We start from the raw sequence: 22,957 nt of genomic DNA on the forward strand, positions 1-22,957 counted from the left end.
TTATCAAGCTAGAAACCTTTTAGCCGATTGCCGGTGGTGCTGGAACCTCAGATACACCAGCACGATCACCAATGCAAATCTTCCAGAGTTCTTCCCAGGTACCGTTCTTCTCAATCTCGCCCAAGAAGGTATTTACAAAAGCTACGCCATCAGAATCAAGCGGCAAACCAATGCCCAGCTTGTCGATAGGACCAAAAGGTGCGCCCGCAAGCTTGAACTTACCAGGCTGCTTAATCATGGCACCAATGAGCATGTTGTGGTCGATAACATAGGCATCAACGCGCTTTTGAGTAAGCGCTGCACGCGCCTCTTCATCGGTCTTAAACTCTTGTAGTGTAGCCTTGGGCGCAAGCTCTTCCATAATCTTTGGACCGGTAGAGCCAGACTGCACGGCAACAGTCTTGCCCTCAAGGTCTTCAACGCCTGAGATTCCTGTTGTGTCCTTAAGCACCAGAATAGACTGCTGGCTCTCGTAGTAAGGACCTGCAAAGGAGATGAGCTTCTTGCGGTCATCTGTGATGGAATAGGTTGCAAATACAGCATCTACTTGGTCGTTTTGAAGTACCGACTCACGAGTGTCAGAGGTAACCTGTGTAACCTCAAACTTGGATTCATCGCCTAAAATATAGCGCACCAAAAGCTGAGCCAAGCCTGCATCAAAGCCGCGCAGGCGATTATCTTTCTCGTTGAGCAAGCTAAAGAGTGCTGAGGTTTGCACCGCACCAAGGCGGAACTTGCCAGCATCTTTTATCTTTTTTGCCCATGCATTTCCCTCAACAACGCTTGCTTCAGCAACCATACCGGCGGCAACCAGCTTATCAAATGCCGCAGCATCAAGCTCAACTGGCTTGTCTTCAACAGCACTCTCATCTGAACCGGCCTTCTGCGCAGGTGCAGGCGCGTTGCCACAGGCAGCCAGTCCAAGGGTAGCGAGGCCTGCAACACCAAGACCCAGCACCTGACGACGATTGACAACAACGTGCGATACGGATTTCTTCATGTCAGTTCCTTTCCCCTCGCGCGGCCTTTTTGCCCGAGGAAATTTGATAAGCACGATAGTACTGCAAGTTTTTCCCAAGTTTATTCCGCTTTATGCAGATAACAAAAATTCATATTTATCCGTAGGGTTAATAGGAAATATACATACAAGGCTAAACGTAACTCAAATAGTGCACACCATTATAAAAAGACGAGGTAAACAGCCTATTTACTTTTTTGTATCTTTATCATCACCTGCCTGTACACAAGACAGCAGATGCACTCAATCGTATTTCAAAACCATAAACAGCTACATATATGCTGCATGGCTACCCGATATATAAAAGCTGCTGCTTCAAGCTAAAAGAGGCACCCTTACATTTGTCATGGCCTCTACTCACACATCTACTACTTCTGCTGTAGCGAAAAAAGCTTTGTACTGTAAGCATCATCTATTCACGCTGTCTAAAAGGAGAAGTCTATGACTGCCATAGCTCCTATCCCAGCATTGCGCGCCGAGCACCTTACCAAACATTTTGGCGATAAAGTTGCTGTTGATAAGATTTCTATCACGGTTGGGGTTGGCGAAATTGTTGCAATCCTTGGCAAAAACGGCGCAGGTAAAACAACGTTTATCGATTTAGCGCTCGGACTTTCTGAGGCAAATTCTGGCAAAGTTGAGCTCTTTGGCATGACCCCTCGTGCCGCTATAACGCGCTCCCTTGTTGGTACCGTGCAACAAAGTGGTGCCCTCATGAGAGACGAAACGGTTGAGAGCTTGCTCAAACTCATTGCTGCAACCTACAACAAACCTCTTCCGCTTGACGAGCTTATTTCACTTTGCAATCTTGCGCACTTACGACGCAAGCGTATTCACAAGCTATCGGGCGGCGAACAGCAGCGGGTTCGCCTTGCACTTGCGCTCCTCCCTGACCCGCAGCTTCTCTTTCTTGATGAGCCTACAGCAGGCATGGATGTCAATGCACGACGCAGCTTTTGGGAGCTCATGCATAGCCAAGCACGTCAAGGCAAGACCATTATTTTTGCCACGCACTACTTAGCCGAGGCGCATGAGTTTGCTCAAAAGATTGCCATCATCAATGAGGGAAAGCTTGTGAGCTTTGACACCACAGCGCATATCGAACAGCTCAGCCATCATATGCGGCTCAGTATTGACTACAGCAACAGCAGCCTAAGTGCGCACGAACTCACCGCACGCCTGCAAGAACTACCCAACAGCTCTGGATGGAGTGTGTCCGCCAAGGATGGCAAGCTTTTCATCAATGGTGAAAAGCTTGATGAGGCAGCGCGCTTCTTACTTGCGCAAGATGGACTTGGTCAGCTCACGCTACAGCCAGCTACCCTTGACGACATCTTTACCATGCTAACTGCCTAAAGACCCTGGTGCTTATACGGTTTTGCCCTTTTACTCTGTATGTTCAACCCTCCAGACACTTACTGAGGAGTCACCATGTCAACGTTCACAACACATATTCAGCCAGCATCGAGCACGCCTACACCCAGCTCCAAAAACTTCAGCGATTACGCTGTCACCAGTCCTTGGCACGGCATGAAGGCGCTAACGATTGCCACCTTTTTGCGCCACGTTCTCAACCCCTACAACATGGGCTTTGCCCTTTTGATGCCCATTGTTATGTATTCAATTTTTGGACTTGGAATGGACTATAGCGCTATCCCAGTTGGCAAGACCAATTATCAGGGTGAGACGATGCTTAACATGGCGCTCTACGGCGTTATTCTGGTCACTGCGTCGCTCGGAACAACCGTTGCACTTGAGCGAACCTCAGGTATCACGCGGCTTTTTGCCACCACTCCACTAGGAGCTGCAGCGCAAATAACTGCACGTATCATCAGCCTCATGATGCTTGCATCAGTAATTCTCATTGCAATCTATGGCTACGGCTTTGCAACCGGCGTAAGCCTCGATGTGCCCACCTGGATACAAGCCTTTTTGCTTACCCTTGGAACATCCATACTATCTTCTTCACTTGGCTTTGCAGCAGGTTTTGCTGTACGCAACGACGGTGCCTATTCGCTCTCATCGATGATTACTGTGTTAGGCAGTTTTGCTTCAGGGCTCTTTATACCGCTGAGCCAAATGTCAGATGTTATTGCCAACCTAGCTCCCTTTACCCCGCTTTACGGTGCAGCTCAGCTTATTAGTGGACTCATTCATAACTGGGAAGGTTTTGAAGTAAGCTCGCTTGCAAACTTTGGTATATGGACTGCAATCTTTATTGCCATAGCTATTTGGGGCATAAAACACGATACCTCCCGCTAACATAAACATGTGCTACACCGCAAAGATACGGGAGTTATACATGAGCATACCGGCGCTACCAATAAGCAAAATCAAACAAAGCATGCAACAGCTACGAGAGCGCCATCCTTATATCATCAGCCTTGTATGGTCTACGCCCTATCTCATCTTTTTAATCTATCCCATAAGCTCCAGTTTTGCCCTTGGTCTGAAGAGCTACGCAGGGCTCATCCTCTTTCTTTTGAGCATTGGTTTAGGCCTTGCCTCAATTATGTCTTGGATTTATAACCCCGTACCCAACTACTCAAACCGCATTGCGCCAAAGCTTGCGGTATCGCAGCTCGCTCTTGTAGGCATTCAGCTAGCCATGACTGTTATGCAAGCTCATTTGAATGACACGCAAGCCCCCCAGTCCTTTGGAGGCTCACCCTTTTTGCTGTGCTACGCTATTACCGCGTGGATTATGCAAGCACCGCGACCTGCTCTTAAAAATGGGTTACTAGGCTATACCACCCTCACACTTGCCGAAATAATAGCTCTTCATGATTCACCCCTTGCGCTCGTGATATGCGCTGGCGCAGGTCTTGTCACAGGGCTAGCACGCACCGGCTTGGAACAGCAACGTCTCCAAGAGTTAGAGCATCAGCGTGCGATTACGCAGGCAATAACGCGACAGCGTGAGCAGTTTTCAGCTGACTTACACGATATTTTGGGACACAGTCTCACCGAAATAAACCTGCAAGCACAAGTAGTTGAAAAGCTCCTGACACGCGGAGAAACCACACGGGCACAAGACCTGCTTGCTACGATGACAAAAACATCGCAACACGCCATGCACGAAATACGAGACATAGTTGCCGCAACGCGAAGCACCAACCTTTCTGAAGAGCTTGCCAGTGCTCAAGCGCTGCTCAACTCGGTAGACATTGCATGTACGGTTGAACAAACCGGTCAGCTACCTGCGGGAATACGCTCATCTCTTGCAGGTTTTGCCGTACGTGAAGCAGTTACCAACGCGCTTAGGCACGCACGTCCCACCTGGGTGAGCTTTACCGTGAGTTCAAGCGAGCTGCTCATTAAAAATAACGGCTATAACCCCACCTACTCTGAGCAAAGTGCAGGAAATAAATCGGGGCTTGCCAATCTTCAGGCACGTTTACAAACTGAGGGCAGCCTAGACTGGGGTTCAGATGGAGACATCTGGTTTGTACAGGTGCGCTTTAATTCGGTAGATGAACCTAAAGATACTACTGGCTCAGAGTTAAAAAGTAGTGATGCCCATGCCTGATACACCAATTCGCCTGCTCATTGCCGATGACCAGGCTTTAGTTCGAGGTGCTCTCACAACGCTTCTCAACCTCGAACCCGATATTGAAGTTGTTGCGCAAGCCAGCACCGGAGCCGAAGCTCTGAGCGCAGTTGAGCAGCTCAACGGTCATGTTGACGTGATTGTTATGGATATTGAAATGCCTGTTATGGATGGTATTACCGCAAGCGCTCAATTGCTCAAGCGCTGGCCTCATCTGGGCATTTTGATGGTTACCACCTTTGGACGGCCCGGCTATTTACAACGTTGTATGGCTGCCGGAGCACGTGGATTTATGGTAAAAGACTCGCCGGTTGATGAGCTCACCAAAAACGTGCGTATTGTAGCAGCAGGCGGAAAGGTTATTGACCCTGAGCTCGCAATAGAATCGCTCTCGGTAGGCAGCAACCCCTTAACGGAGCGCGAGATTGAAGCGCTGCGTGTTTCTGCAGATGGCGGAACAATTGCTGATATTGCCCGCACGCTTGGAATTAGCCAAGGTACCACGCGCAATCACATTAGTATGGCTATGATTAAAACCAGCGCCCGCACGCGAGCCGATGCAGTACGCATCGCAACAGAGCAAGGCTGGCTCTAGGGACGTTTGTTCAGCGCTCAGGTCGCGTTTCAGCTCTAGGGTCGGTTGTTTAGCTCCAGAGTCGCTTGTTCAGCGCTGAGGTCGCGTGTCAGCTCTAGGGTCGCTTGTTTAGCTGATGAGCGTTTATTCAGCTGAACATCGCTCATAAACCCAACGAGTGCTTGCACCATATAGCACACGCGAGCCAACAAACTCCCCTAACAAAAAGGGCCAACCATACCGGTCAGCCCTCTCTTTAAGCTGTGAAACGTATGTACGTCAAACTTACTTAAGGGTAACAGCAGCGCCAGCAGCCTCGAGCTTCTCCTTGGCAGCCTCGGCGTCCTCCTTCTTAACACCCTTGAGAACAGCCTCAGGAGCGCCCTCAACGAGAGCCTTAGCCTCTTTGAGACCCAGACCGGTGAGCTCACGAGCAACCTTGATAACCTGAATCTTGTTATCACCAAAGCCCTCGAGAACAACGTCAAACTCGGTCTTCTCCTCGGCGGCAGCCTCGCCACCAGCAGGAGCGGCTACAACTGCTGCAGGAGCAGCAGCGGAAACACCAAAGGTCTCCTCGATAGCCTTAACCAGCTCGGAAGCCTCAAGCAGGGTCATTTCCTTAAGAGCCTCTACGATCTCTTCAGCAGTAAGCTTTGCCATAATATATCCTTTCGGTGTTCACGCCATAGGGCGTGAGGTTTGTTAAAACGTCGTGCGATTTGCACGGCTTTGCGCGGTTGAACCGCGCGACTGCTAGGCAGCCTTTTGCTCGGAAACCTGGCTGATAGAACGAGCGAGTCCGCTGGAAACGCCGTTGACGCACACTGCAATGTCGCGTGCGAAGCCATTGATAAGACCGGCAATCTGACCCAAAAGTTGGTCTTTGGACGGAAGGTCGGCGATAGCCTTAACCTGCTCAGCCGTAACTGCTTGTCCGTCAGAAATACCGCCCTTTACCTCGAGCACGCCTTTAGCCTTAACGGAGAAATTCTTAAGAATCTTTGCGGCCTCAACCGGCTCGGTTTCGTAGAACACATATGCAACAGGACCAACGAGAATCTCGTCAATCGCAGGCTGCTCTTGGTTCTTGAGAGCAATTTTGGCAAGGTTGTTTTTGTAGACCTTCATCTCAGCGCCCGCCTCGCGAAGCTGATGACGCAGGTCTTGCGCCTGCTTAACAGTGAGACCCTTGTAGTTCACAACGAAGACACCAGCGTTCTTCTCAATGCGATTCTCGATCTCGGCAACCTTGTCGATTTTGTACTGCTTTACTGCCATGTAGTACACCTCCTCGATACTTTTCCGGGCACGACCCGCGCAGATGACGCGGACGTCTCGAAAAAGAAACCCCCGCGCTGCAAGAGCGACGGGGGCGAGAAGTCAAGTGACTTATCGACCACCTCGGCTGGCGGGAATCCCCTTTACGCCTAGGGCGTAAAGCCCAAGGCACCGGCTGTCTCTGGCAGCGAATCGTGCGTGAACGTGGGTAGTATGGCGTATTGCACAAGCTGCGTCAAGCTCATAGGGATGTGTTCAGGCTTTACCACGTTCTTCGCACATCTTTTAATGCTTATTGTCTTGCTGCGGTGACTGTTCAAATTGTGGTGCACTGGGTATGGGTTCAACGCCTTGTTTTTAAGCGCATAAGCCAGCGTGGACCACCGAGTTTTGCATGGATAATCCCGTGCTCATCAGGCGGGTTTTGCGTGTTAGCAAAAAGATGTCCAGCCGATTCCCAAGTTGCTACTTTACTACGTACCGCCGCAATAAGGCTATCCATTGCCTCAGAGATGGGACGGCGAAAACAGCCCATACGCGGCTCATGATTAAGGGCTAAGAGCTGCTCAGCACTATAGACTTGAACACCACCCAGCCAATGCATGTCAGCTTGCTCGCACACCGCAACAAGCTCTTGCAGTGCTTTGTTTATTTGAGATGGGTTGAAGGCAGAACTATCTTCATCTGCTGTAGAGCTAGTAGCTATGATTGCATAGATATAGGCACCTTGGCTATGACCAGACAAGACGTGCCGAAGTGCTGCCACCAAAGCCGCAGGCTGGCAAAGCGCGGTATCTGAGATGCCCAGTATAAGAGTATCTGCAGCAGAGATGCACGCGCTTGGTGTATCTGGACTACTAGATGCATGCTGCATGTCCGGCTTATTAGGCGCGGCTTCTTCATCAGATGGCAAGGACGTATCAAGTGTCTGCAGCGTAGCGCCAGAGTTGGTCTTTGTTACGTGTAAAGAACCGGCACTCTCTGCTGACAGCAGCTGAATACAGGGTGCAGGGTGAGCAGCATGCTCTGCTGGTGAATAGCTTGCTTGGTGATAAGCATTTAAGGCATCAGCAAAATCAAAGAACAAGCTCTGAATTGCCGTGCGGGGTACCTGATTCTGATTCTCTTGTTTTTCCAGCTTCTGTTTTGCTGCAGGCGCCAGATAAGACGCTGACGCTCGATACGTTGCTGATTTAATCTTTTGCGTTGAATCAAACTTTAGTAATACGTCCATATCTAGCAGCAAAATCTTACGCTGATAAGACCTGGCCTGTTCAAAACCAGTGCAATCCCCTATGTGAGATGCCTCTACCTTCATATGCAAAGCCTCAGGATTTGAAGCACCAGCAGCCGGCGGGGCTGGCGCTACGTGAGACACGCAAGTTTAGGTTTTGATAGCGCATATCAATTCCCCTCGACAACAGAGCAGCTAACAAGCTTCTCAACGACCTTAACACATTGCGATGTATTGCCGAGGCTCACCCCTTCCTTTCTAGGGAGTTTTCAGGGTATCCCATCAAAGAACATCACCGATTGTTTTGCAAAACATACGCAGATGCCGCGTCAGGAACTGAGCGGATTGAAGATTTTTAAATCGGGACTTGGCGCGACGGACATATTTCGCTATACTGCTCCGTGGGCGATTGGCGCAACGGTTAGCGCAGGTGCTTTACACGCACAAGGCTGGGGGTTCGAATCCCTCATCGCCCACCATAGCTTTGCTTGAGGTTCCTACATGGAGCCTTTTTTGTTATGTGCTCTTATCAGGGGATTCGAACCCGCAAGGGCGCGAAGCTGAGAAACGTGCGTTTAGCACGTTGCCAGCGAAGCGCGCAAGCCAGCCAAAGGCTGGCGCAGCGAACGGGCGCGTATGCGCCCCCGAATCCCTCATCGCCCACCATAGCTTTGCTTGAGGTTCCTACATGGAGCCTTTTTTGTTATGTGCTCTTATCAGGGGATTCGAACCCGCAAGGGCGCGAAGCTGAGAAACGTGCGTTTAGCACGTTGCCAGCGAAGCGCGCAAGCCAGCCAAAGGCTGGCGCAGCGAACGGGCGCGTATGCGCCCCCGAATCCCTCATCGCCCACCATAGCTTTGCTTGAGGTTCCTACATGGAGCCTTTTTTGTTATGTGCTCTTATCAGGGGATTCGAACCCGCAAGGGCGCGAAGCTGAGAAACGTGCGTTTAGCACGTTGCCAGCGAAGCGCGCAAGCCAGCCAAAGGCTGGCGCAGCGAACGGGCGCGCATGCGCCCCCGAATCCCTCATCGCCCACCATCGCTTTGCTTGAGGTTCCTACACGGAACCTTTTTTGTTATGTGCTCTTATCAGGGGATTTGAAGCCAGGAGGTTTGAAGCGACATCGCGCGTGGAATTTACCCTAAACCATCTGGATTACCAGCATATATGCAGCCGTGCCACCAAAAATAGCCAGCAGCATATTGCGTCGCCACAAAAACAAGCCCGAAACAATCGCTATTCCCAGCAGTTCGGGCATACCGTAATTTCCCGATGTAAATGATGTGTCCTTTAAGCAATATGCCACCAATAAAGCAAAAATTGCACCAGGCAAGGCATTACCAAGATAACGCAGCGTAGGTGAAATATCTTTTGAGGGGGCAATGAGCATAAACGGAAGTGCGCGCGTAGATAGAGTCACCAAACCCGCGATACAAACAGTTATCAGCTGCTCAACCAGTGTCATAGCGTCTCACGCTCCTCGGGTAATATAGGCTGCTGCCCCTCACTTTGCACGGGCTCAGAGGTTTCACGTGATAAATATGCTGGCTCAATCCAGCGCCGTAAAAGCAAGATGGCTGCTGTTGCAATCAAAAGCCCTACAATCATCATGTCACGTGCGCCCACCACCACAAAAGCAACAATTGCACTCACAAAGCCAATACCTGCACTTATATGGCTCGCATCACGTATCTGAGCGTCCAGAAAAATCACGACAAAAAGAGCCGTCATAGCAAATGAAATACCTGGCAGCGAAATTGCAACACCTGCCCCTAACATGCCGCCTAAGCTACACCCAACAATCCAAGACAGCTGGTTAAGTGCTGCAATCCAAGTCATAAACCAACCCTCATCAATGCCTGATGGCGCACGCAATGCATAGTGCAAAGAAAAACTCTCGTCGCAAAGCGCATAGATAAGGTAGAACCGTTTGCGCCCCTGCGAACGAATGCGCTCAAGTAGCGGAATCCCATAAAAAAGATGGCGTGCATTAACGATAAAAATGGTAAGCGCGGTGTTGATAGGGTCAAAGGGCATAGTTAGCAGCGAGGCAACCAAAAACTCAGCTGACCCCGCAAAAATAACAATCGACATAAACGCAGGCATCCACCATGGTAAGCCCAGCATAACGCTAAAGATTCCACAGGTAATGCCGGTCAACAAAAAGCCTGCAACAATGGGTATGGTATGAGGCAGAGCTGCTTGAAATGCGGCTTTAATGTTTGTGCGTGTCATACGTGAAGTCCTTAAAGCCTTAGTTTCGTGGGCGGATAGGTTTAGCGGTGCAAGTTCACCGCGATAAGCGCATATGCAGGGTAGCGCCCATGCAGACACAAAACAGCACGGGCTTAGTACACCGTGCTCACAGGCGCAGTCGGTAGAGCCAAGGTAGCACTCTAGCATTACGCTCAGCGCACGTGCTTAGCAATTCTGCCCGATTTACGCACCTGACATACAGCTAAACTTTATGCTATAGTGACCTATTCTCAGCTGCGGCTGAGCGTACTTTGATAGGTCGATGCGGCTTTGCCGCCTTATCGACCCTCGCATGAGGGGGCGACTGGTTTCGACACGATAGTTCTGAGAGAGGAAGCAAGTCGTGGTCTCCTCACCACGTTAAACAGGGGTACCGTCAAATTGAATTGACAATAATTCTTCTTATGAGCCTCAACTGGCTCTCGCTGCCTAAGTTATAGCGTAGCGCGTTAAACCGGGGATTTCCCCGACTCCGGGGCAACGTCATCTTAGGGGAATGCGCCTTTGCACGTAATCGGTATGGCAAAGGCTAAGCTTGAACCGGTTAGGGTGCCTTGAGCGTGTTACTGCGCGCGAGACATCTAAATCTAAACCAGTAACTGAGCTTGGAGATGCCAATCAGGGAGCTGTCGTGGACCGGAGTTCGATTCTCCGCGCCTCCACCAGAATAGGAGGCGTTGAACTCTTCTTCTGTAGGAATGAATTTGCGCTTGTATATAGATTCGAGGATTGCTAAGGCAACCCTCGTTTTTTTGCAGGAAAAGCAAGATTTTAAAGTCGGGGTCGGAGATGATGTAGTACTGGAATATCTCGTCCTCCAAATCACCGCTTACTAGCTCTAGCGGACGGCTCGCAACTTCGTTGGCAAGCACCATTCCGCATACCCACTTTGATAGGTCTTCATAAGTCTTGATGTAATCGTTGAAATCCATGGAATCCTCCTTTTCTAAGTGCAATCTCGACCGTCTTTAGACAGTCTTTGAGGCATATAAAAGGTTGATTTACCTGTTAAATTATTGTATAATAATACGTAATTACGTGAATACGTATTATAGGAGAACTTGATATGAACAAGAAAGACAAAAAGAAGACGTCAGGAAATGTCAGGCGAACAAAGCTGACGCTGTCTGTGACGACAGAGGATAAGAAGATTTTGAAAATCATTGCAGCCAAGAGGGAGAAATCCATCTCAGCGATGCTGCATGAGTGGGTTGAGGAAAATGCAGAGGAGGCTGAGGAATAATGGCAAAGAAGGAAGTTAAGACTGACCTGTGGGTCGCAAAGCAGCTCGATGAGTGTGGTATCAAGTTCGATGCTCAGGGCAGCAACGCGAAGGAAATAAACGACGCTCTTAAGACGGCGTCAAAGCGAGGAACTGGTAAGGCAGGATATCCTGAGTACGTCGCTGTCATCGGCGATTTCGTCCTTGTTATCGAAGATAAGGCCGATATGGGCAAGCAGATTAAGCTAACCGATTCGGGCATCATCGACATGGACGTGAAGGCTGTGACCGACTATGCCGTGAACGGTGCGTATTTCTATGCAAAGCACATCGCGCAGAACACTCCGTTCAAGAAGGTGTTTGCTGTCGGTGTTTCCGGTGACGCGAAGCGTCACAAGATTACGCCTCTTTATGTGGACGACCGCGAGGGCTACAAGCAGCTTGAGGACATCGAGACATTCGTCGGGTTCTCCCCTGACAATATTCAGGAATACTACACACGCTATGTACTGGAGGAGATGACGGACGTTGAAAAGACGACCGAGCAGATTCTGAAGGATGCAGCTGAGCTGCATGAGTATCTGCGCACATATGGAACGCTGAGAGACCAAGACAAGCCGTTAGTTGTTGCTGGTATCCTGCTTGCGCTGGACGAAATCAAGTCTAGGGGGTTCTCGATTGAGAGTCTTACGGGTGACCAGCTCGCTGGGAACCGTGACGGCGACAAGCTGATGAACGCCATCAAGAACCGTCTGACGCGCTCGAACGTGGGTCCAGAAGCGAAGAAAGATAAGCTCTTGTCTGAGTTCGCAATCTTGCAGACGAGCTTCAGACTGAACGAGATAAACGATACGCTGGGCAAGACGCCGCTCAAGTTCTACACGGAGTTCCTGAACGAGCACGTGTTCAAGAACATCAAGTACCAGAAGACCAGCGAGGACTTCATCGGCCGATTCTATGGCGAGTTTATGAGTTATTCAGGCGGTGACGGCCAGACGCTAGGCATTATTCTGACACCTTGCCACATCACTGACCTGATGTGTAAGCTTGTGGATATCCAGGCGGATGACGTCGTTCTGGACCCGACTTGTGGAACTGCGGGATTTCTGATTTCCGCCATGCACCGCATGCTGTCCATGGCTGATAGCGAGAGCAAGCGCAGAAACATCAAGAAGAAGCAGCTGCATGGTTTCGAGCTTCAGAGCAACATGTTTGCGGTGGCTGCTGCGAACATGATTCTTCGCGAGGACGGCAACAGCAACCTTGAGTGCACGGACTTCCTCAAGAAGAACCCTGCACAGGTGCAGCTGAAGCAGGCGACGGTCGGTCTAATGAATCCACCTTATTCGCAGGGGTCGAAAGCTGACCCTGAGCAGTACGAGCTATCCTTCATCGAGCACATGCTAGACTCGCTGACCATCGGAGCACGCGCCGCAGTGATTGTCCCGCAGTCCTCCATGACGGGCAAGAGCAAGGCAGAACAGGCTTTCAAAGAATCCATCATGAAAAAGCACACGCTCGAAGGCGTCATCACCTGCAACACCGATACATTCTACGGCGTGGGCACGAATCCGGTTATCGCTGTGTTCACAGCGTATGAACCGCACAACGAGGACAAAGTCTGTAAGTTCATCGACTTTCGCGATGACGGGTACGAGGTTCGAGCTCACGTCGGCTTGGTCGAGGGCGATTCTGCGAAGGACAAGGAGCAACATTTGCTGGATGTCTGGAGCGGAAGCGTTGAGGCTCCATCGAAGTTCTGCGTCGAGTCCACAGTGAAGGCCGACGACGAGTGGCTGCACTCGTTCTATTTCTTTAACGACGAAATTCCGACGGATGCGGATTTCGAGAAGTCTATCGGCGATTACCTGACGTTCGAGTTCTCTATGGTGATGCAAAACCGCGAGTACCTGTTCATGGGAGGTGACAAGGATGCAGAGTCTAAATGAGAGGGAATGGAGGCAGCTGTCGGCTTTTGGCAACGGTGCTCCGCTGCATATCGAAACAACCAGTAGTAGTATTGACGGCATTCGCCTGATAGATGATGGTGAGAAGTCGGTTCCATATATTACTCGCTCCGATGCCAATAATGGCTTGGCGCGTTTCGTAAGCGCAAAGAACTATGCGTTTGGCAGTGATGATGGCGGTTGCATAACTGTTGGTTTGGATACGCAGACGGCGTTTTATCAGCCGCATAAGTTTGTCACGGGACAAAACGTGCAGGTTATTACGGACAAAAACTTGAACAAAGACGTGGCTCAGTTTGTAGTGCCTATTCTGCGTCAGCAGATGACGGCTAAATTTAATTGGGGCGGTAACGGTGCAACACTTGGACGTATGAGGCGGCTTTCCATCATGCTTCCTGTTGACGATGACGGCAATCCTGACTACGACTACATGACGCAGTACGCCTCCGAAATGAGGGGGGGGGTTGCTCATGCGGTATAAACATTATGTCGCTGGGCGACTCTCCGAGTTGGAGTACAAAGACATCCCAGCACTGGACGAGAAGGAATGGGCGGAGTTTCGCATCGGAGATTTGTTCGAAGTAAGTCGTCCAACGGCACGAAACAAGGACAATTACCAAGCGGGCGGAGTCCCATTCGTTGCGTCGGGAAGCGTGAATAATGGGGTTATGAAGCTCTGCGAACCGCTAGATGACGAGCCGTTGGATAAAGGCAGGTGCATCACGGTTAGCCCTGTTGATGGCAGCACATTCTATCAACCAATGGATTTTCTTGGCCGTGGAGGTGCTGGTTCGTCAATATTGATGCTGCGTAGCGATAACTTGAATTTATATCGTGGCCAACTCATGGCACGGGCTATTCAGCAAACATGTTCGAAATATACCTATGGGCACATGGGCAACAAAGACAGCATTAAGCGTGAACGAATCATGCTCCCCGTCAATGATGCGAGTAAGCCCGATTATGCGTATATGGAGCAGTATGCAAAGAACATGATGTTTCGCAAGTATCGTGCATATCTCAATTTCATTGAGCGAGAAATTGACGATATCGAGAGAGAGAGAGAGTAAGTGAGCCGCTAGCAAAGCTGAGCGAGAAGGAATGGGCTGAGTTTTCGTTAGACGATGTTTTCACTGTTGGCGCGGGCAAGAGATTGGAGACGCGTAACAAAATTCCCGGAACACGTCCGTTTATCGGTGCAACTGATAACGGAAATGGCGTGACGGGCTTTGTCGGGAATGATAATGCGTCAAAAGATAGCAACGTGTTAGGTGTAAACTATAATGGAGCGCCGTGTATTGCTTTTTATCATCCGTACGAATGTGTTTTTACGGACGATGTAAAACGGCTGCATTTACGGCATTACAGGGATAACGAGTTTGTTTTGCTGTTCTTCGTATCAGAATTTGCGCAGCAACGTTCAAAATATAGCTATGGCTATAAGTTCAAAGAACAGAGAATGCTGAGACAAAAATTGATGCTTCCTGTCGCTGATTCGGGCGAGCCTGATTACGAATATATGGAGCAGTACAGTAAGAACATGATGCTTTGCAAGTATCAGCAGTATCTGGCGTTTCTGGAGCAGAGCGTTTGATAAGTGAACAAGCCCGCCGTTTCTTTCCAGTCGGCGGGCTTATTTGGCACACAAGAGGAAGCACAAGCTAAACGACAATAACCTCGCCATTTTATATATCTGAACATAAAACTATACCGTTTATGTCGTAAAATAAAGCTACTATAAACGCGCCTATAGCTCACATGTCTATAGTGCGTCACAAAGGAGTTGCCATGAAGCAGACCGCCCAGACCCGTGTTGCACCCATTACCCAACTGCCGCGCCCAAAGCATGCGATTATTTTCCCCATGCTCTGCACTACGCTTGTTTCTGCAACTCTTTTTCTTTCTGGTTGCGGACATACGCAACCCGCAGGTTCAAATGGGTCTGCAAGCAGCGCACAGGAGGCTGGCTCTCAAACAGAGCAAGCTACCAAAACAGACGCAAACAACAATACTGCCTCAGCCACAGATGAGGCTGCAAATGCGGCCGCACAGCTGGCTGCCCGCATAAAAGAAAAAGAAGCAGCTGGTATGCTCGTGCTTAAAGGAACGCTCCATCAGTATTCTAGGGATGAGCTCCTAAAGGTTCAAAACGGTCCTCAAGAAGTCATCGATATATTAGAAGACAGCATGTATGTTGTGTTTGTACTCGATGAGCCTTCTGAACTTGAACTGCGCAGCGGAGACGGCACAGGCTTTTCAACTCAGGAGGTTCACATGGTTCACTTGCGGAATTATCAGGGGGAATTACCTCAAACAGATAAGCAGCTCTATCTTGCAATTAACCCTAACAGCACGCACTTTCCCTCCGATGTTAGCCTCCCTCTAGGGGAGCCTCGAACCAACGAATATGAGCTGTTGTCCTAGTATTCCAACACACTCACAGACTTGCTAAGCATTAATCAAGCTACTTACACGGCGGTAATTAAACCGAAGAGCGTATTTCATTAACCCAGTTGAAAGGAGCTAATGCGTGACATCTTCTTCATCAAAGCATTCAACCGTCCGATTGATATACCCCGACTGGGTTTCAGGCGGACTTAGCACCTACTGGTGGGGCTCTAAAGTTTTGGAGCGGCTTATTCCTGAAAATAATAATCAGCAGGTTTTACATGTTGATATTCCCCAGCCACATGCCAGCTCTTTTCAACAAACACTACAGTTAGAGCAGGGTATTGCTGGCTTAAAGCATATTCTTTTGGCACATAAACAAGCTGAGCAACTACTTGAAAAATCGCAGGCTGACCATGTAATTACCTTAGGTGGAAGCTGCTGGGTTTCACATGCCCCCTTCGACTATCTCCACAAACTCTATCCGCATGCTGGAATTATCTGGATTGATGCACATCCTGATGTTTCGCATGCACAACACGGGTATCCCATGGCACACGCTATGGTGTTGGCTGATTTAATGGGGCATGGTGATGAAGCATTTACCAGCCTTCGACAGAATGACCCCTTTGCTCCATCTGATATTCTCTATGTTGGACTGCAACAACTTCTTTCACCACAGCAAGACTTTTTAACCGAGCATCAGATATGTGCTGTTGCTCGGTCGGCTGATAAATTAGATGGAAATGCAATAGAAGTCTTTGCCCGCAAACATAATCAGGTACTGGTACACCTCGATATTGACGTTTTGAGTCCGCATCTTTTTCACGACACCTACTTTGCCGCTCCTAATGCCGAGGGCGATGGCAGCGGTGCTGGGGTTTTACGTATTGAACAGGTATCTCGCATTCTTACAGCTATCACACAATCGAGCGAAATGATTGGCTTCACTATTGCTGAATACCTGCCCTTTTCTGCCGAGAAACTGGCGCAGCTCCTCTATGAGCTGCCTATTTTTACTACGTAGATTTAAATAAAGACACGCCAATAACTTGGTCAAACAAGCGTCCCGCGCAAAGATTGGCAACAATATAACCGCTAAAAGCACACGAGCCTCAGCTAACATGCTGGGGCTCGTGCAATTTCAAGCTTCATAATCAATTAAAGCCATATCAACAACGCATACGCAAATCGCCTGAAAAGAACATGGGGCAACTGCTTGTATTACGCCACTGCTTCGTCAGGCTCAGCTACAGCTGGTTGAGGCGTAACAGCATTTGACGGCGCAGACTCAGACGGTGCAGAAGCTGCAGACACTGGGGCACCTACTGGCGCAGGGGTAACAGAAGGTTTTGGAGCATCTACAGCAGCATTGCCTGCTCCCTGCGGTGCCTCCGCAGCCGATGCAGCAGCAACGTTTTCGCTACCACGCACCTCCTCTGAAGCAGGCCCCGACCCAGCTTCAGGCGCAGGGTTACCTGCATCGCCATCTGCACTCCCGTGCACCCGAACTACATCTCCTGCCTCAGCACCATTTGCTGGCTCTGTTGCCTCAGCAGACGGTGCATTATCAACCCGCTTGCCGGTCTTAAAGTTGTAGGTTACACCATGGATTATTACGGTGCCATTAGCTTGGAAGCGAATACGACTAATAGAAACCGCTGGAAGCTCTAGCAATGCGTCCTCAAACGCATCGGTAGTCATACCATAGGCAGCGCTCCAACGCTCAATAAGCTCGTCTTCGTCCTCAGTATTTTCAAAACCGTCTGACTCTTCAATCTCAATTCCGGGATAGCTTGCAGCCGGATTCTTTGAATGCAAACGCGTTGAACCATCACTCATATAAACCAACCAGCGGCCATCCTCATGCACAATACGCACGGCATGACGCTCAGGCTCGGGCGAAGGCTCAGCCTCAGACCCTGCCGTAGTGCCCTCATCTGGCGAAACACCGGTATCAGGGTTTGTTGGTGCAACAACACTTGCATCATTACCCCAACCCTCTTTATAGGGGCGGACCTCAGGATGCAAAAGCACATACTTTAAGGTTGCAACTACCGCACGCGGATTTGTGCTGCCAAAACTCGTTGAGCCGTCTTTACAGAACTGAATAATGGTTTCAATGTCTACATAATGGAAATGGTCAAGATGCGGAATAATAAAGCGCTGACGCACGGTATCAAAACTCGTGCTATACAACACATTTCCGTAGGTAATATTTTCAAGCGGCACCAAGAGCGCCGGTGCAACGTCTTCGTAACGGAACAGTTCCCCGTCATCAAGCGGTGCAAAATTATGAGTACCCTCGTATTCCTCAATCTTAATATGTGAATACAAGGCAGAGGGGTCGGTATATGTAACGGTCTCTTTGCCGTCAGCGGTATACAGATGCCAGTGGTCCTCGTGCCGCAAAATCTTAACTATAGCTAGATTGCTAAGACTTGAGTTGTTGACAACCTCAACCACATCAAGCCCTGGAAGGATTGAGGCACCTGGCACCCCCTGAGCACCTGCTGGTGTACCAGCAGATACGCCACCAGCACCGCCTGGTGTATACCCAGCATTATGCACCACACTGCCACCTGAGCTGTGGTTTCCGGTATAGGTGCCAATGCTTAGGTGCGGGTAGAGCGCGCTTGGATTGCTATAAGTAATAAACTCACGTCCATCTGCGGTAAAAATGTGGTAGTGGTCACCATGCTTGAGAATACGCACCACACGAGTGCCGTCCATGCGCTCAAGCTCACGCGCGCTCACCACATTTGCCGTTGAGCTTAGCTCACTTGCACGCCCTGCTTTTGCTGGGTCGGTATAGGTGATAATCTCGCGACCATCTTTGGTAAACACGTGCCAGTGGTCACCGTGTTTAATAACCTTAACAATCTCATCAGAGGCTACCTGAGGTGCATCAACAAGCACCTCAGTTGTCTCGTCTTTTGCATAGCTCGTCTGCTTTGTGAGCGTGCTTTTAGGCTTTACAGGTGCTAAAACTTTGGCAGCCTCGGGCGCTCGATACGAGAAAAGCCCTGCCTGAACAGCTGCAGTTGCGCCAGCGCCAGCCAAAACAATGGCAAAGGCGGCCGCAACACCAAAAGTTTTCTTTTTCATACAACGTCTCCTTATTTTCGCTTAATAATGAGTGAGAGTAAAAGCCCCGCAACAGCAATGAGCACAATAACCGAGCCCGGCTTGAGATTTTGATAGAAGCTCAGCACTAAACCACTAAAGACAAATACCAGCGACAAAGCAATTGAAAGCGCAAGGGTACCGCGATAGGTTTTAGAAAATTGCATTGCGCAAATAACAGGAATAACCAGCAGTGACGATACAATTAACGAGCCTATAGTTTTTGCCGCAATGGATACCGAAATTGCCACTAAGAACGAAAAAATAAAGTTGAGGGTCTTTACCGGAATACCTAGCAAACTTGCCGACTGCGCATCGAATACCGTTAAGAATAGGCGCACATAAAGCAGCCGATACAGCACAACAACCACCGCTGCCACTGCAAGCACCAAATAAAACTCAACATTATCAATAGTAACAATTGACCCAAATAAATATGATGCAATTGAGTTTCCGCCGCCTGCCATGGCGCTAAAAATACCCGCGAGACCAATAGAGGCCGCCAGTACAATCACCGTTGAAATTTCTTCATACGATTTTAGCCGCGCACGTACCGCCTCAACACTTAAACCCGCAACAATACAGGCAATAACCGAGCCAACAAGCGGGTTAAACCCAAAGGCCAAACCAACCGCTACACCTGCAAGTGAGGCGTGCGCCAAGGTATCGCCCATCATAGAGAGGCGCTTAAGCAAAATAGGCAGGCCAATAAGCGGCAAAATCACCGCAAGAATTGCGCCTACCACAAATGCACGCCGCATAAACTCATAGGCAAGCATCGTGAATATGCTCCTCTCGATGCCACTCATGCTGAGGAACTTCTACTAACGAACCCGCACGCAAACGCACAACGCGGTCAACAAACGGAGACGCTTCTGCAAGTTGGTGCGTAATAACAACAATGGTTCTGCCGTGCGTCTGAAGCTCCTGCAGGATATGGTACAGCTCGTGTGAAAACTCTTTATCGATACCCGTTGTTGGCTCATCAAGCAAAATGAGGGACGCATCTTTTACCAATGCTAGTAACAGACCCACGCGCTGGAGTTGACCGCCTGAGAGCTGGTCAAGGCGCTTATCAAGATGCTTTTCTAAGCCCACCATTCTAATAATCTCTTCAACCGAATCTCTGCGGTGCAAATAACGCAGATGCACCGATACCAGCTCGGAGATGGTGGTTGGAAAAAACTTATAGCTCCTCACCGCATCTTGCGACACATACGCCACGTCGCGGTAGTGGTTATCTTTGGAAATGGCATCTCCAAAAAGGCGAATTTCGCCAGAGGTGGGTGTAAGGTTTCCAAGCATCAGATTCATGAGCGTGCTTTTGCCAGCGCCATTCTCGCCCACCAGCGCCAATAACTCCCCCGCCTCAACCTGTAGCTCAAGGTTGCGCAAAATTGGGTCTTCTTCGTATGAGAAGCAAAGATTATCTATCTCAATGACGTTAAGCATTCAAAGAGTCCAGCAGTGCATCGAGGTTTTGTTCCATAAGCCTGAGATAACCCAGCTCTGCCTCTTCATCAGTCAAACTCTCCATGGTGTAGAGCGTTCCTGTTTTGACATGCGTGTTCTCAGCCAGTGTTTGAGCTACCTTGGGAGTTGCCTTACCCTCAAAAAAGATAGTTGTAATATTATGCGCTTTAACAAAGTCAGCAATGGTTGCAAGCTCAGCGGCAGAAGGCTCCTCATCGGGAGAAATACCTGTTACAGCAACCTGCTTGAGCTGGTAGTCATGCGCAAGATAGTTAAAGGCGGCGTGTGACACTACAAAATAGCGCTCGGTACTCTTAACCTGAGATAATTCACTTTCAAAACGTGCGTCAAGAGCCTTAAAGCCTCTAAGCTCCTGCTCGTAATTCTGCTGATACTCCTCAGCATGTTCTGGGTCAAGCGCAGCAACTTTTTCATAAATTGCTTGCAGCTCATACATTGCGTTTTTGATAGACAGCCACGTATGCGGATTGACGGAGCTATGCTCTTTGTGGTCGTGGTCGTCGTGGTCCTCGTGGTCGTCGTGCTCATCATTGTGGTCGTGCTCGTCGTGGTCGTGACCGCCACCCTCAAGCAGGGTTAAACCCTCCGACAAATCTAAAAACTTGTTGTCGTCATGTACAACGCCTTTAAGGTCATCAATAAAGGCTTCCATACCAGCACCGTTAAAGATAATCAAATCAGCATCAGATACGGCAGCCATATCGCTTGTTTGCAGCTCAAAATCATGCGGCTCTTGGTTGCCCTTAATGATGGTCTTAACATCCATCCTGTCCCCTACCACGCGCTTGGTAAGGTCATAAACTGGGAAAAAGGTGGTGTAAATGGTTTTTTTGTCGCTTGTATCCAGCGTAGAACCTGCCATATTTTTAGCACCCTGAGCACAACCCACAAGACCGCCCGAAAGAAGAGCGCCCATTGCCAAACCGGCTGTTGTACGCAGCATATGTCTACGAGTAATATTCATAACACACCCTCAACTCGTCAATCGTGAATGAAATTGAATTTCAACTCCAATTTCAATTTGCAGTGGAAAGCCTACCACGCTTGGTGGCGCTTGTCAGCTAAAAACCTAAGTTCCAAAAATTGCCAAAAGTTTTGCGCAAGCAATGTGTGCCGCGCGGCGCCTGCTAAAACAAACGCCGCCCTTATGCACGTACTATTTAGAAAGGCTCTCGCGCAACAGCTGATTAAACAACTTAGGATTGCCTTTGCCTTGGCTTGCCCGCATGCACTGCCCTACCAGAAAACCAATAACCTTCTCGTTGCCATTACGATACTGTTGAGCCTGCTCAGCGCATGCGCTTAACACCTCATCAACAATGGGCATAAGAGCGCCCGTATCGCTTACCTGACGCATGCCATGCTCGTCTACCAAAACACCCGGTGCCTTATGCTCGCTCAGCATAAGCGCTGCCACCTCAGCAGCCTGATTAGAACTAATGGCTTCAGTTGCCAGTAACGCCGCCAGCTCTGCTGTATACGCGGGTTTTAGCTCATCAAGACTATCGACCGCCGTCTCTGCCTTACGGGCAGCAGCCAGCTCATTTACCATGAGGTTTGCAATAATTTGCGCATATTTGCCCTCACTGGCTAAACACGCTGCTTCAAAGTGCTTTGCAACTACCGGGTCAGCTGCAAGCTGGGCTGCATCTGAGGCCTTAATGCCAAAGTCACCTACATAACGTGCCTCTTTAGCATCGGGAAGCTCAGGCAACTCATCAGCAAGCTGCTGAATAAAGGCCTCACTCAACTCAACCGGCTCAAGGTCTGGGTCAGGGAACAGACGATAATCATCAGCTGTTTCTTTAACACGCATAACTACCGTACGACGACGGCTGGGCTCCCAATGACGCGTCTCCTGATAGATGGTGCCACCCTCTTCAAGCACCTCAGCCTGACGACAAATCTCATATGCCAAGCCATCGTGCAGCGCCTTAAAAGAGTTAAGGTTTTTCAGCTCCGTTTTGGTGCCAAGCGTTGTGTCACCGCGGCGGCGCAGACTAACGTTACCGTCGCAGCGCATAGAACCGTGCTCCATAGAGCAGTCTGATATGCCGATGGTTAAGAAGATGCGGCGGAGTTTTTCCATAAACAGCCGTGCTTCTTCGGGGGTGCGCAAATCAGGCTCGGTTACCAGCTCAATAAGGGGTGTGCCGCAGCGATTGTAGTCAATGAGGCTGTCCGCTGCAGCGGTAATACGTCCCTCTTCGCCGCCACGATGAAGCATTTTTGCCGCGTCTTCTTCAAGATGAATGCGCAAAATTCGGATAGGAACCTCATAGCTTCCGTCCTCGGCGCGCACCGGATATGCAAGGTCTGCGGTATCGTAGGCACTCATCTGCGCCAAAGCAGAACGGGGCGTATCGGTTTCGGGAAGCTGAGCTGCCATCTGGCTTGAAAGCCCGCTTGCATGCGCACTTGCCGATGCCAAACTCGCTGCTTCACCAGCGCCAAAAGCGCACGCAGGACGCTCGGCAGCACCGCGACCGCTCACCCGTAAACGAAGCTGTCCATGCATGCAAAATGCCACTGGCCCCTGCGTGGTTTGAAAGTTTTTGGCCATATCAGGATAAAAATAATGCTTGCGATAAAACATCGAACGCCGCTGAATATCGCAATTGGTGGCAAGTCCAGCCTTCACGATAGCAGCAATTGCCCCTTCGTTAGGAACCGGCAAGGCACCGGGCATACCTAGGCAAACGGGGCACACATGCGTATTGGGTTCGTCCTCATAGCTCAGTGCGCAGTTGCAAAACATTTTGCTAGTAAGCGTTGTAAGCTCGGTATGAATCTCCAAGCCAATAACTGCTTCCCAGTCGTTCAAAACCTCAGCAAGTTCTTTCAT

22 protein-coding genes, 1 tRNA gene and 1 other RNA gene are annotated in these 22,957 nt (G+C 49.7%); 13 read left to right on the forward strand and 11 right to left on the reverse strand.

The window, feature by feature from the left end; genetic code table 11:
• Positions 1 to 19 precede the first annotated feature (19 nt).
• Positions 20 to 1,000, reverse strand: coding sequence for a glutamate ABC transporter substrate-binding protein (locus KPC83_RS05635; RefSeq protein ID WP_216278288.1), 981 nt, complete (start codon positions 998 to 1,000; stop codon positions 20 to 22).
• A 459-nt stretch (positions 1,001 to 1,459) separates the two neighbouring features.
• On the opposite strand from KPC83_RS05635, the gene KPC83_RS05640 reads away from it, so the two are divergent.
• The 4 genes from KPC83_RS05640 (at position 1,460) to KPC83_RS05655 (ending at position 5,163) form a co-directional block, all read left to right on the forward strand.
• On the forward strand, positions 1,460 to 2,374 hold the full coding sequence (locus tag KPC83_RS05640) for an ABC transporter ATP-binding protein (RefSeq protein ID WP_216278289.1): 915 nt from the start codon (positions 1,460 to 1,462) through the stop codon (positions 2,372 to 2,374).
• 75 nt (positions 2,375 to 2,449) lie between these two features.
• Positions 2,450 to 3,280: an ABC transporter permease gene (locus KPC83_RS05645; protein ID WP_216278290.1), complete on the forward strand. Its 831-nt coding sequence runs from the start codon at positions 2,450 to 2,452 to the stop codon at positions 3,278 to 3,280.
• 82 nt (positions 3,281 to 3,362) lie between these two features.
• Complete coding sequence (locus KPC83_RS05650; RefSeq protein ID WP_216278291.1) at positions 3,363 to 4,547, forward strand: sensor histidine kinase; 1,185 nt, start codon at positions 3,363 to 3,365, stop codon at positions 4,545 to 4,547.
• On the forward strand, positions 4,540 to 5,163 hold the full coding sequence (locus KPC83_RS05655; protein WP_216278292.1) for a DNA-binding response regulator: 624 nt from the start codon (positions 4,540 to 4,542) through the stop codon (positions 5,161 to 5,163). Before KPC83_RS05650 ends, KPC83_RS05655 begins: the two co-directional genes overlap by 8 nt.
• Before the next feature lie 264 nt (positions 5,164 to 5,427).
• Here the strand turns inward: KPC83_RS05655 and rplL are convergent, their stop codons facing one another.
• From rplL to KPC83_RS05670, 3 genes are all read right to left on the reverse strand, one after another.
• Positions 5,428 to 5,805 (reverse strand): 50S ribosomal protein L7/L12, encoded by a 378-nt coding sequence (gene rplL, locus KPC83_RS05660; protein WP_216278293.1) that lies wholly within the window; start codon positions 5,803 to 5,805, stop codon positions 5,428 to 5,430.
• Positions 5,806 to 5,898: 93 nt separating this feature from the next.
• Positions 5,899 to 6,423 (reverse strand): 50S ribosomal protein L10, encoded by a 525-nt coding sequence (rplJ, locus tag KPC83_RS05665; RefSeq protein ID WP_216278294.1) that lies wholly within the window; start codon positions 6,421 to 6,423, stop codon positions 5,899 to 5,901.
• A gap of 343 nt (positions 6,424 to 6,766) precedes the next feature.
• The gene (locus KPC83_RS05670; protein ID WP_216278295.1) at positions 6,767 to 7,741 is read right to left on the reverse strand and encodes a hypothetical protein; all 975 of its coding nucleotides are present in this window, start codon (positions 7,739 to 7,741) and stop codon (positions 6,767 to 6,769) included.
• A 319-nt stretch (positions 7,742 to 8,060) separates the two neighbouring features.
• On the opposite strand from KPC83_RS05670, the gene KPC83_RS05675 reads away from it, so the two are divergent.
• Positions 8,061 to 8,136: transfer RNA gene (locus tag KPC83_RS05675), tRNA-Val, on the forward strand.
• Positions 8,137 to 8,800: 664 nt separating this feature from the next.
• On the opposite strand, the gene KPC83_RS05680 is transcribed toward KPC83_RS05675, so the two are convergent.
• On the reverse strand, positions 8,801 to 9,124 hold the full coding sequence (locus KPC83_RS05680) for a branched-chain amino acid transporter permease (RefSeq protein ID WP_216278296.1): 324 nt from the start codon (positions 9,122 to 9,124) through the stop codon (positions 8,801 to 8,803).
• Positions 9,121 to 9,894: an AzlC family ABC transporter permease gene (locus KPC83_RS05685; protein ID WP_216278297.1), complete on the reverse strand. Its 774-nt coding sequence runs from the start codon at positions 9,892 to 9,894 to the stop codon at positions 9,121 to 9,123. The genes KPC83_RS05680 and KPC83_RS05685 overlap by 4 nt, the downstream gene beginning before the upstream one ends.
• A gap of 317 nt (positions 9,895 to 10,211) precedes the next feature.
• Here KPC83_RS05685 and ssrA point away from each other — a divergent pair.
• The 8 genes from ssrA to KPC83_RS05725 all read left to right on the forward strand — a co-directional run bounded on the left by ssrA (position 10,212) and on the right by KPC83_RS05725 (position 16,519).
• Positions 10,212 to 10,580: a transfer-messenger RNA gene (ssrA, locus tag KPC83_RS05690) on the forward strand.
• A 401-nt stretch (positions 10,581 to 10,981) separates the two neighbouring features.
• Positions 10,982 to 11,158 (forward strand): hypothetical protein, encoded by a 177-nt coding sequence (locus KPC83_RS05695; RefSeq protein WP_216278298.1) that lies wholly within the window; start codon positions 10,982 to 10,984, stop codon positions 11,156 to 11,158.
• Positions 11,158 to 13,086 carry a class I SAM-dependent DNA methyltransferase gene (locus tag KPC83_RS05700; RefSeq protein ID WP_216278299.1) on the forward strand — a complete coding sequence of 643 codons (1,929 nt, stop codon included), beginning with the start codon at positions 11,158 to 11,160 and terminating at the stop codon, positions 13,084 to 13,086. Before KPC83_RS05695 ends, KPC83_RS05700 begins: the two co-directional genes overlap by 1 nt.
• Complete coding sequence (locus KPC83_RS05705) at positions 13,070 to 13,585, forward strand: restriction endonuclease subunit S (protein ID WP_216278300.1); 516 nt, start codon at positions 13,070 to 13,072, stop codon at positions 13,583 to 13,585. Before KPC83_RS05700 ends, KPC83_RS05705 begins: the two co-directional genes overlap by 17 nt.
• Positions 13,575 to 14,174, forward strand: coding sequence for a restriction endonuclease subunit S (locus KPC83_RS05710; RefSeq protein ID WP_216278301.1), 600 nt, complete (start codon positions 13,575 to 13,577; stop codon positions 14,172 to 14,174). Before KPC83_RS05705 ends, KPC83_RS05710 begins: the two co-directional genes overlap by 11 nt.
• A 17-nt stretch (positions 14,175 to 14,191) precedes the next feature.
• A complete protein-coding gene (locus KPC83_RS05715) occupies positions 14,192 to 14,698 on the forward strand; it encodes a restriction endonuclease subunit S (RefSeq protein ID WP_216279276.1) in 507 nt (168 codons plus the stop codon).
• A gap of 194 nt (positions 14,699 to 14,892) precedes the next feature.
• Positions 14,893 to 15,528 (forward strand): hypothetical protein, encoded by a 636-nt coding sequence (locus KPC83_RS05720; protein WP_216278302.1) that lies wholly within the window; start codon positions 14,893 to 14,895, stop codon positions 15,526 to 15,528.
• Positions 15,529 to 15,634: 106 nt separating this feature from the next.
• Complete coding sequence (locus tag KPC83_RS05725; protein ID WP_216278303.1) at positions 15,635 to 16,519, forward strand: arginase family protein; 885 nt, start codon at positions 15,635 to 15,637, stop codon at positions 16,517 to 16,519.
• A gap of 197 nt (positions 16,520 to 16,716) precedes the next feature.
• On the opposite strand, the gene KPC83_RS05730 is transcribed toward KPC83_RS05725, so the two are convergent.
• The 5 genes from KPC83_RS05730 to gatB form a co-directional block, all read right to left on the reverse strand.
• Positions 16,717 to 18,600 (reverse strand): hypothetical protein, encoded by a 1,884-nt coding sequence (locus KPC83_RS05730; protein ID WP_216278304.1) that lies wholly within the window; start codon positions 18,598 to 18,600, stop codon positions 16,717 to 16,719.
• An 11-nt stretch (positions 18,601 to 18,611) separates the two neighbouring features.
• Positions 18,612 to 19,397, reverse strand: coding sequence for a metal ABC transporter permease (locus KPC83_RS05735; protein WP_216278305.1), 786 nt, complete (start codon positions 19,395 to 19,397; stop codon positions 18,612 to 18,614).
• Complete coding sequence (locus tag KPC83_RS05740; protein WP_216278306.1) at positions 19,384 to 20,070, reverse strand: metal ABC transporter ATP-binding protein; 687 nt, start codon at positions 20,068 to 20,070, stop codon at positions 19,384 to 19,386. Before KPC83_RS05740 ends, KPC83_RS05735 begins: the two co-directional genes overlap by 14 nt.
• Positions 20,063 to 21,076 carry a metal ABC transporter solute-binding protein, Zn/Mn family gene (locus KPC83_RS05745; RefSeq protein ID WP_253200885.1) on the reverse strand — a complete coding sequence of 338 codons (1,014 nt, stop codon included), beginning with the start codon at positions 21,074 to 21,076 and terminating at the stop codon, positions 20,063 to 20,065. Before KPC83_RS05745 ends, KPC83_RS05740 begins: the two co-directional genes overlap by 8 nt.
• Positions 21,077 to 21,268: 192 nt before the next feature.
• Complete coding sequence (gene gatB, locus KPC83_RS05750) at positions 21,269 to 22,957, reverse strand: Asp-tRNA(Asn)/Glu-tRNA(Gln) amidotransferase subunit GatB (RefSeq protein WP_216278307.1); 1,689 nt, start codon at positions 22,955 to 22,957, stop codon at positions 21,269 to 21,271.

Origin of the sequence: Collinsella sp. zg1085 (assembly GCF_018889955.1) — a bacterium.
Taxonomy (GTDB): domain Bacteria; phylum Actinomycetota; class Coriobacteriia; order Coriobacteriales; family Coriobacteriaceae; genus Collinsella.

Excerpts from the sequence above, each read along its gene's own strand:
- KPC83_RS05635 (WP_216278288.1), bottom strand. The coding sequence starts at position 1,000 with ATGAAGAAATCCGTATCGCACGTTGTTGTCAATCGTCGTCAGGTGCTG.
- KPC83_RS05640 (WP_216278289.1), top strand. The coding sequence starts at position 1,460 with ATGACTGCCATAGCTCCTATCCCAGCATTGCGCGCCGAGCACCTTACC.
- KPC83_RS05645 (WP_216278290.1), top strand. The coding sequence starts at position 2,450 with ATGTCAACGTTCACAACACATATTCAGCCAGCATCGAGCACGCCTACA.
- KPC83_RS05650 (WP_216278291.1), top strand. The coding sequence starts at position 3,363 with ATGCAACAGCTACGAGAGCGCCATCCTTATATCATCAGCCTTGTATGG.
- KPC83_RS05655 (WP_216278292.1), top strand. The coding sequence starts at position 4,540 with ATGCCTGATACACCAATTCGCCTGCTCATTGCCGATGACCAGGCTTTA.
- rplL (WP_216278293.1), bottom strand. The coding sequence starts at position 5,805 with ATGGCAAAGCTTACTGCTGAAGAGATCGTAGAGGCTCTTAAGGAAATG.
- rplJ (WP_216278294.1), bottom strand. The coding sequence starts at position 6,423 with ATGGCAGTAAAGCAGTACAAAATCGACAAGGTTGCCGAGATCGAGAAT.
- KPC83_RS05670 (WP_216278295.1), bottom strand. The coding sequence starts at position 7,741 with ATGAAGGTAGAGGCATCTCACATAGGGGATTGCACTGGTTTTGAACAG.
- KPC83_RS05680 (WP_216278296.1), bottom strand. The coding sequence starts at position 9,124 with ATGACACTGGTTGAGCAGCTGATAACTGTTTGTATCGCGGGTTTGGTG.
- KPC83_RS05685 (WP_216278297.1), bottom strand. The coding sequence starts at position 9,894 with ATGACACGCACAAACATTAAAGCCGCATTTCAAGCAGCTCTGCCTCAT.
- KPC83_RS05695 (WP_216278298.1), top strand. The coding sequence starts at position 10,982 with ATGAACAAGAAAGACAAAAAGAAGACGTCAGGAAATGTCAGGCGAACA.
- KPC83_RS05700 (WP_216278299.1), top strand. The coding sequence starts at position 11,158 with ATGGCAAAGAAGGAAGTTAAGACTGACCTGTGGGTCGCAAAGCAGCTC.
- KPC83_RS05705 (WP_216278300.1), top strand. The coding sequence starts at position 13,070 with ATGCAGAGTCTAAATGAGAGGGAATGGAGGCAGCTGTCGGCTTTTGGC.
- KPC83_RS05710 (WP_216278301.1), top strand. The coding sequence starts at position 13,575 with ATGCGGTATAAACATTATGTCGCTGGGCGACTCTCCGAGTTGGAGTAC.
- KPC83_RS05720 (WP_216278302.1), top strand. The coding sequence starts at position 14,893 with ATGAAGCAGACCGCCCAGACCCGTGTTGCACCCATTACCCAACTGCCG.
- KPC83_RS05730 (WP_216278304.1), bottom strand. The coding sequence starts at position 18,600 with ATGAAAAAGAAAACTTTTGGTGTTGCGGCCGCCTTTGCCATTGTTTTG.
- KPC83_RS05735 (WP_216278305.1), bottom strand. The coding sequence starts at position 19,397 with ATGCTTGCCTATGAGTTTATGCGGCGTGCATTTGTGGTAGGCGCAATT.
- KPC83_RS05740 (WP_216278306.1), bottom strand. The coding sequence starts at position 20,070 with ATGCTTAACGTCATTGAGATAGATAATCTTTGCTTCTCATACGAAGAA.
- KPC83_RS05745 (WP_253200885.1), bottom strand. The coding sequence starts at position 21,076 with ATGAATATTACTCGTAGACATATGCTGCGTACAACAGCCGGTTTGGCA.
- gatB (WP_216278307.1), bottom strand. The coding sequence starts at position 22,957 with ATGAAAGAACTTGCTGAGGTTTTGAACGACTGGGAAGCAGTTATTGGC.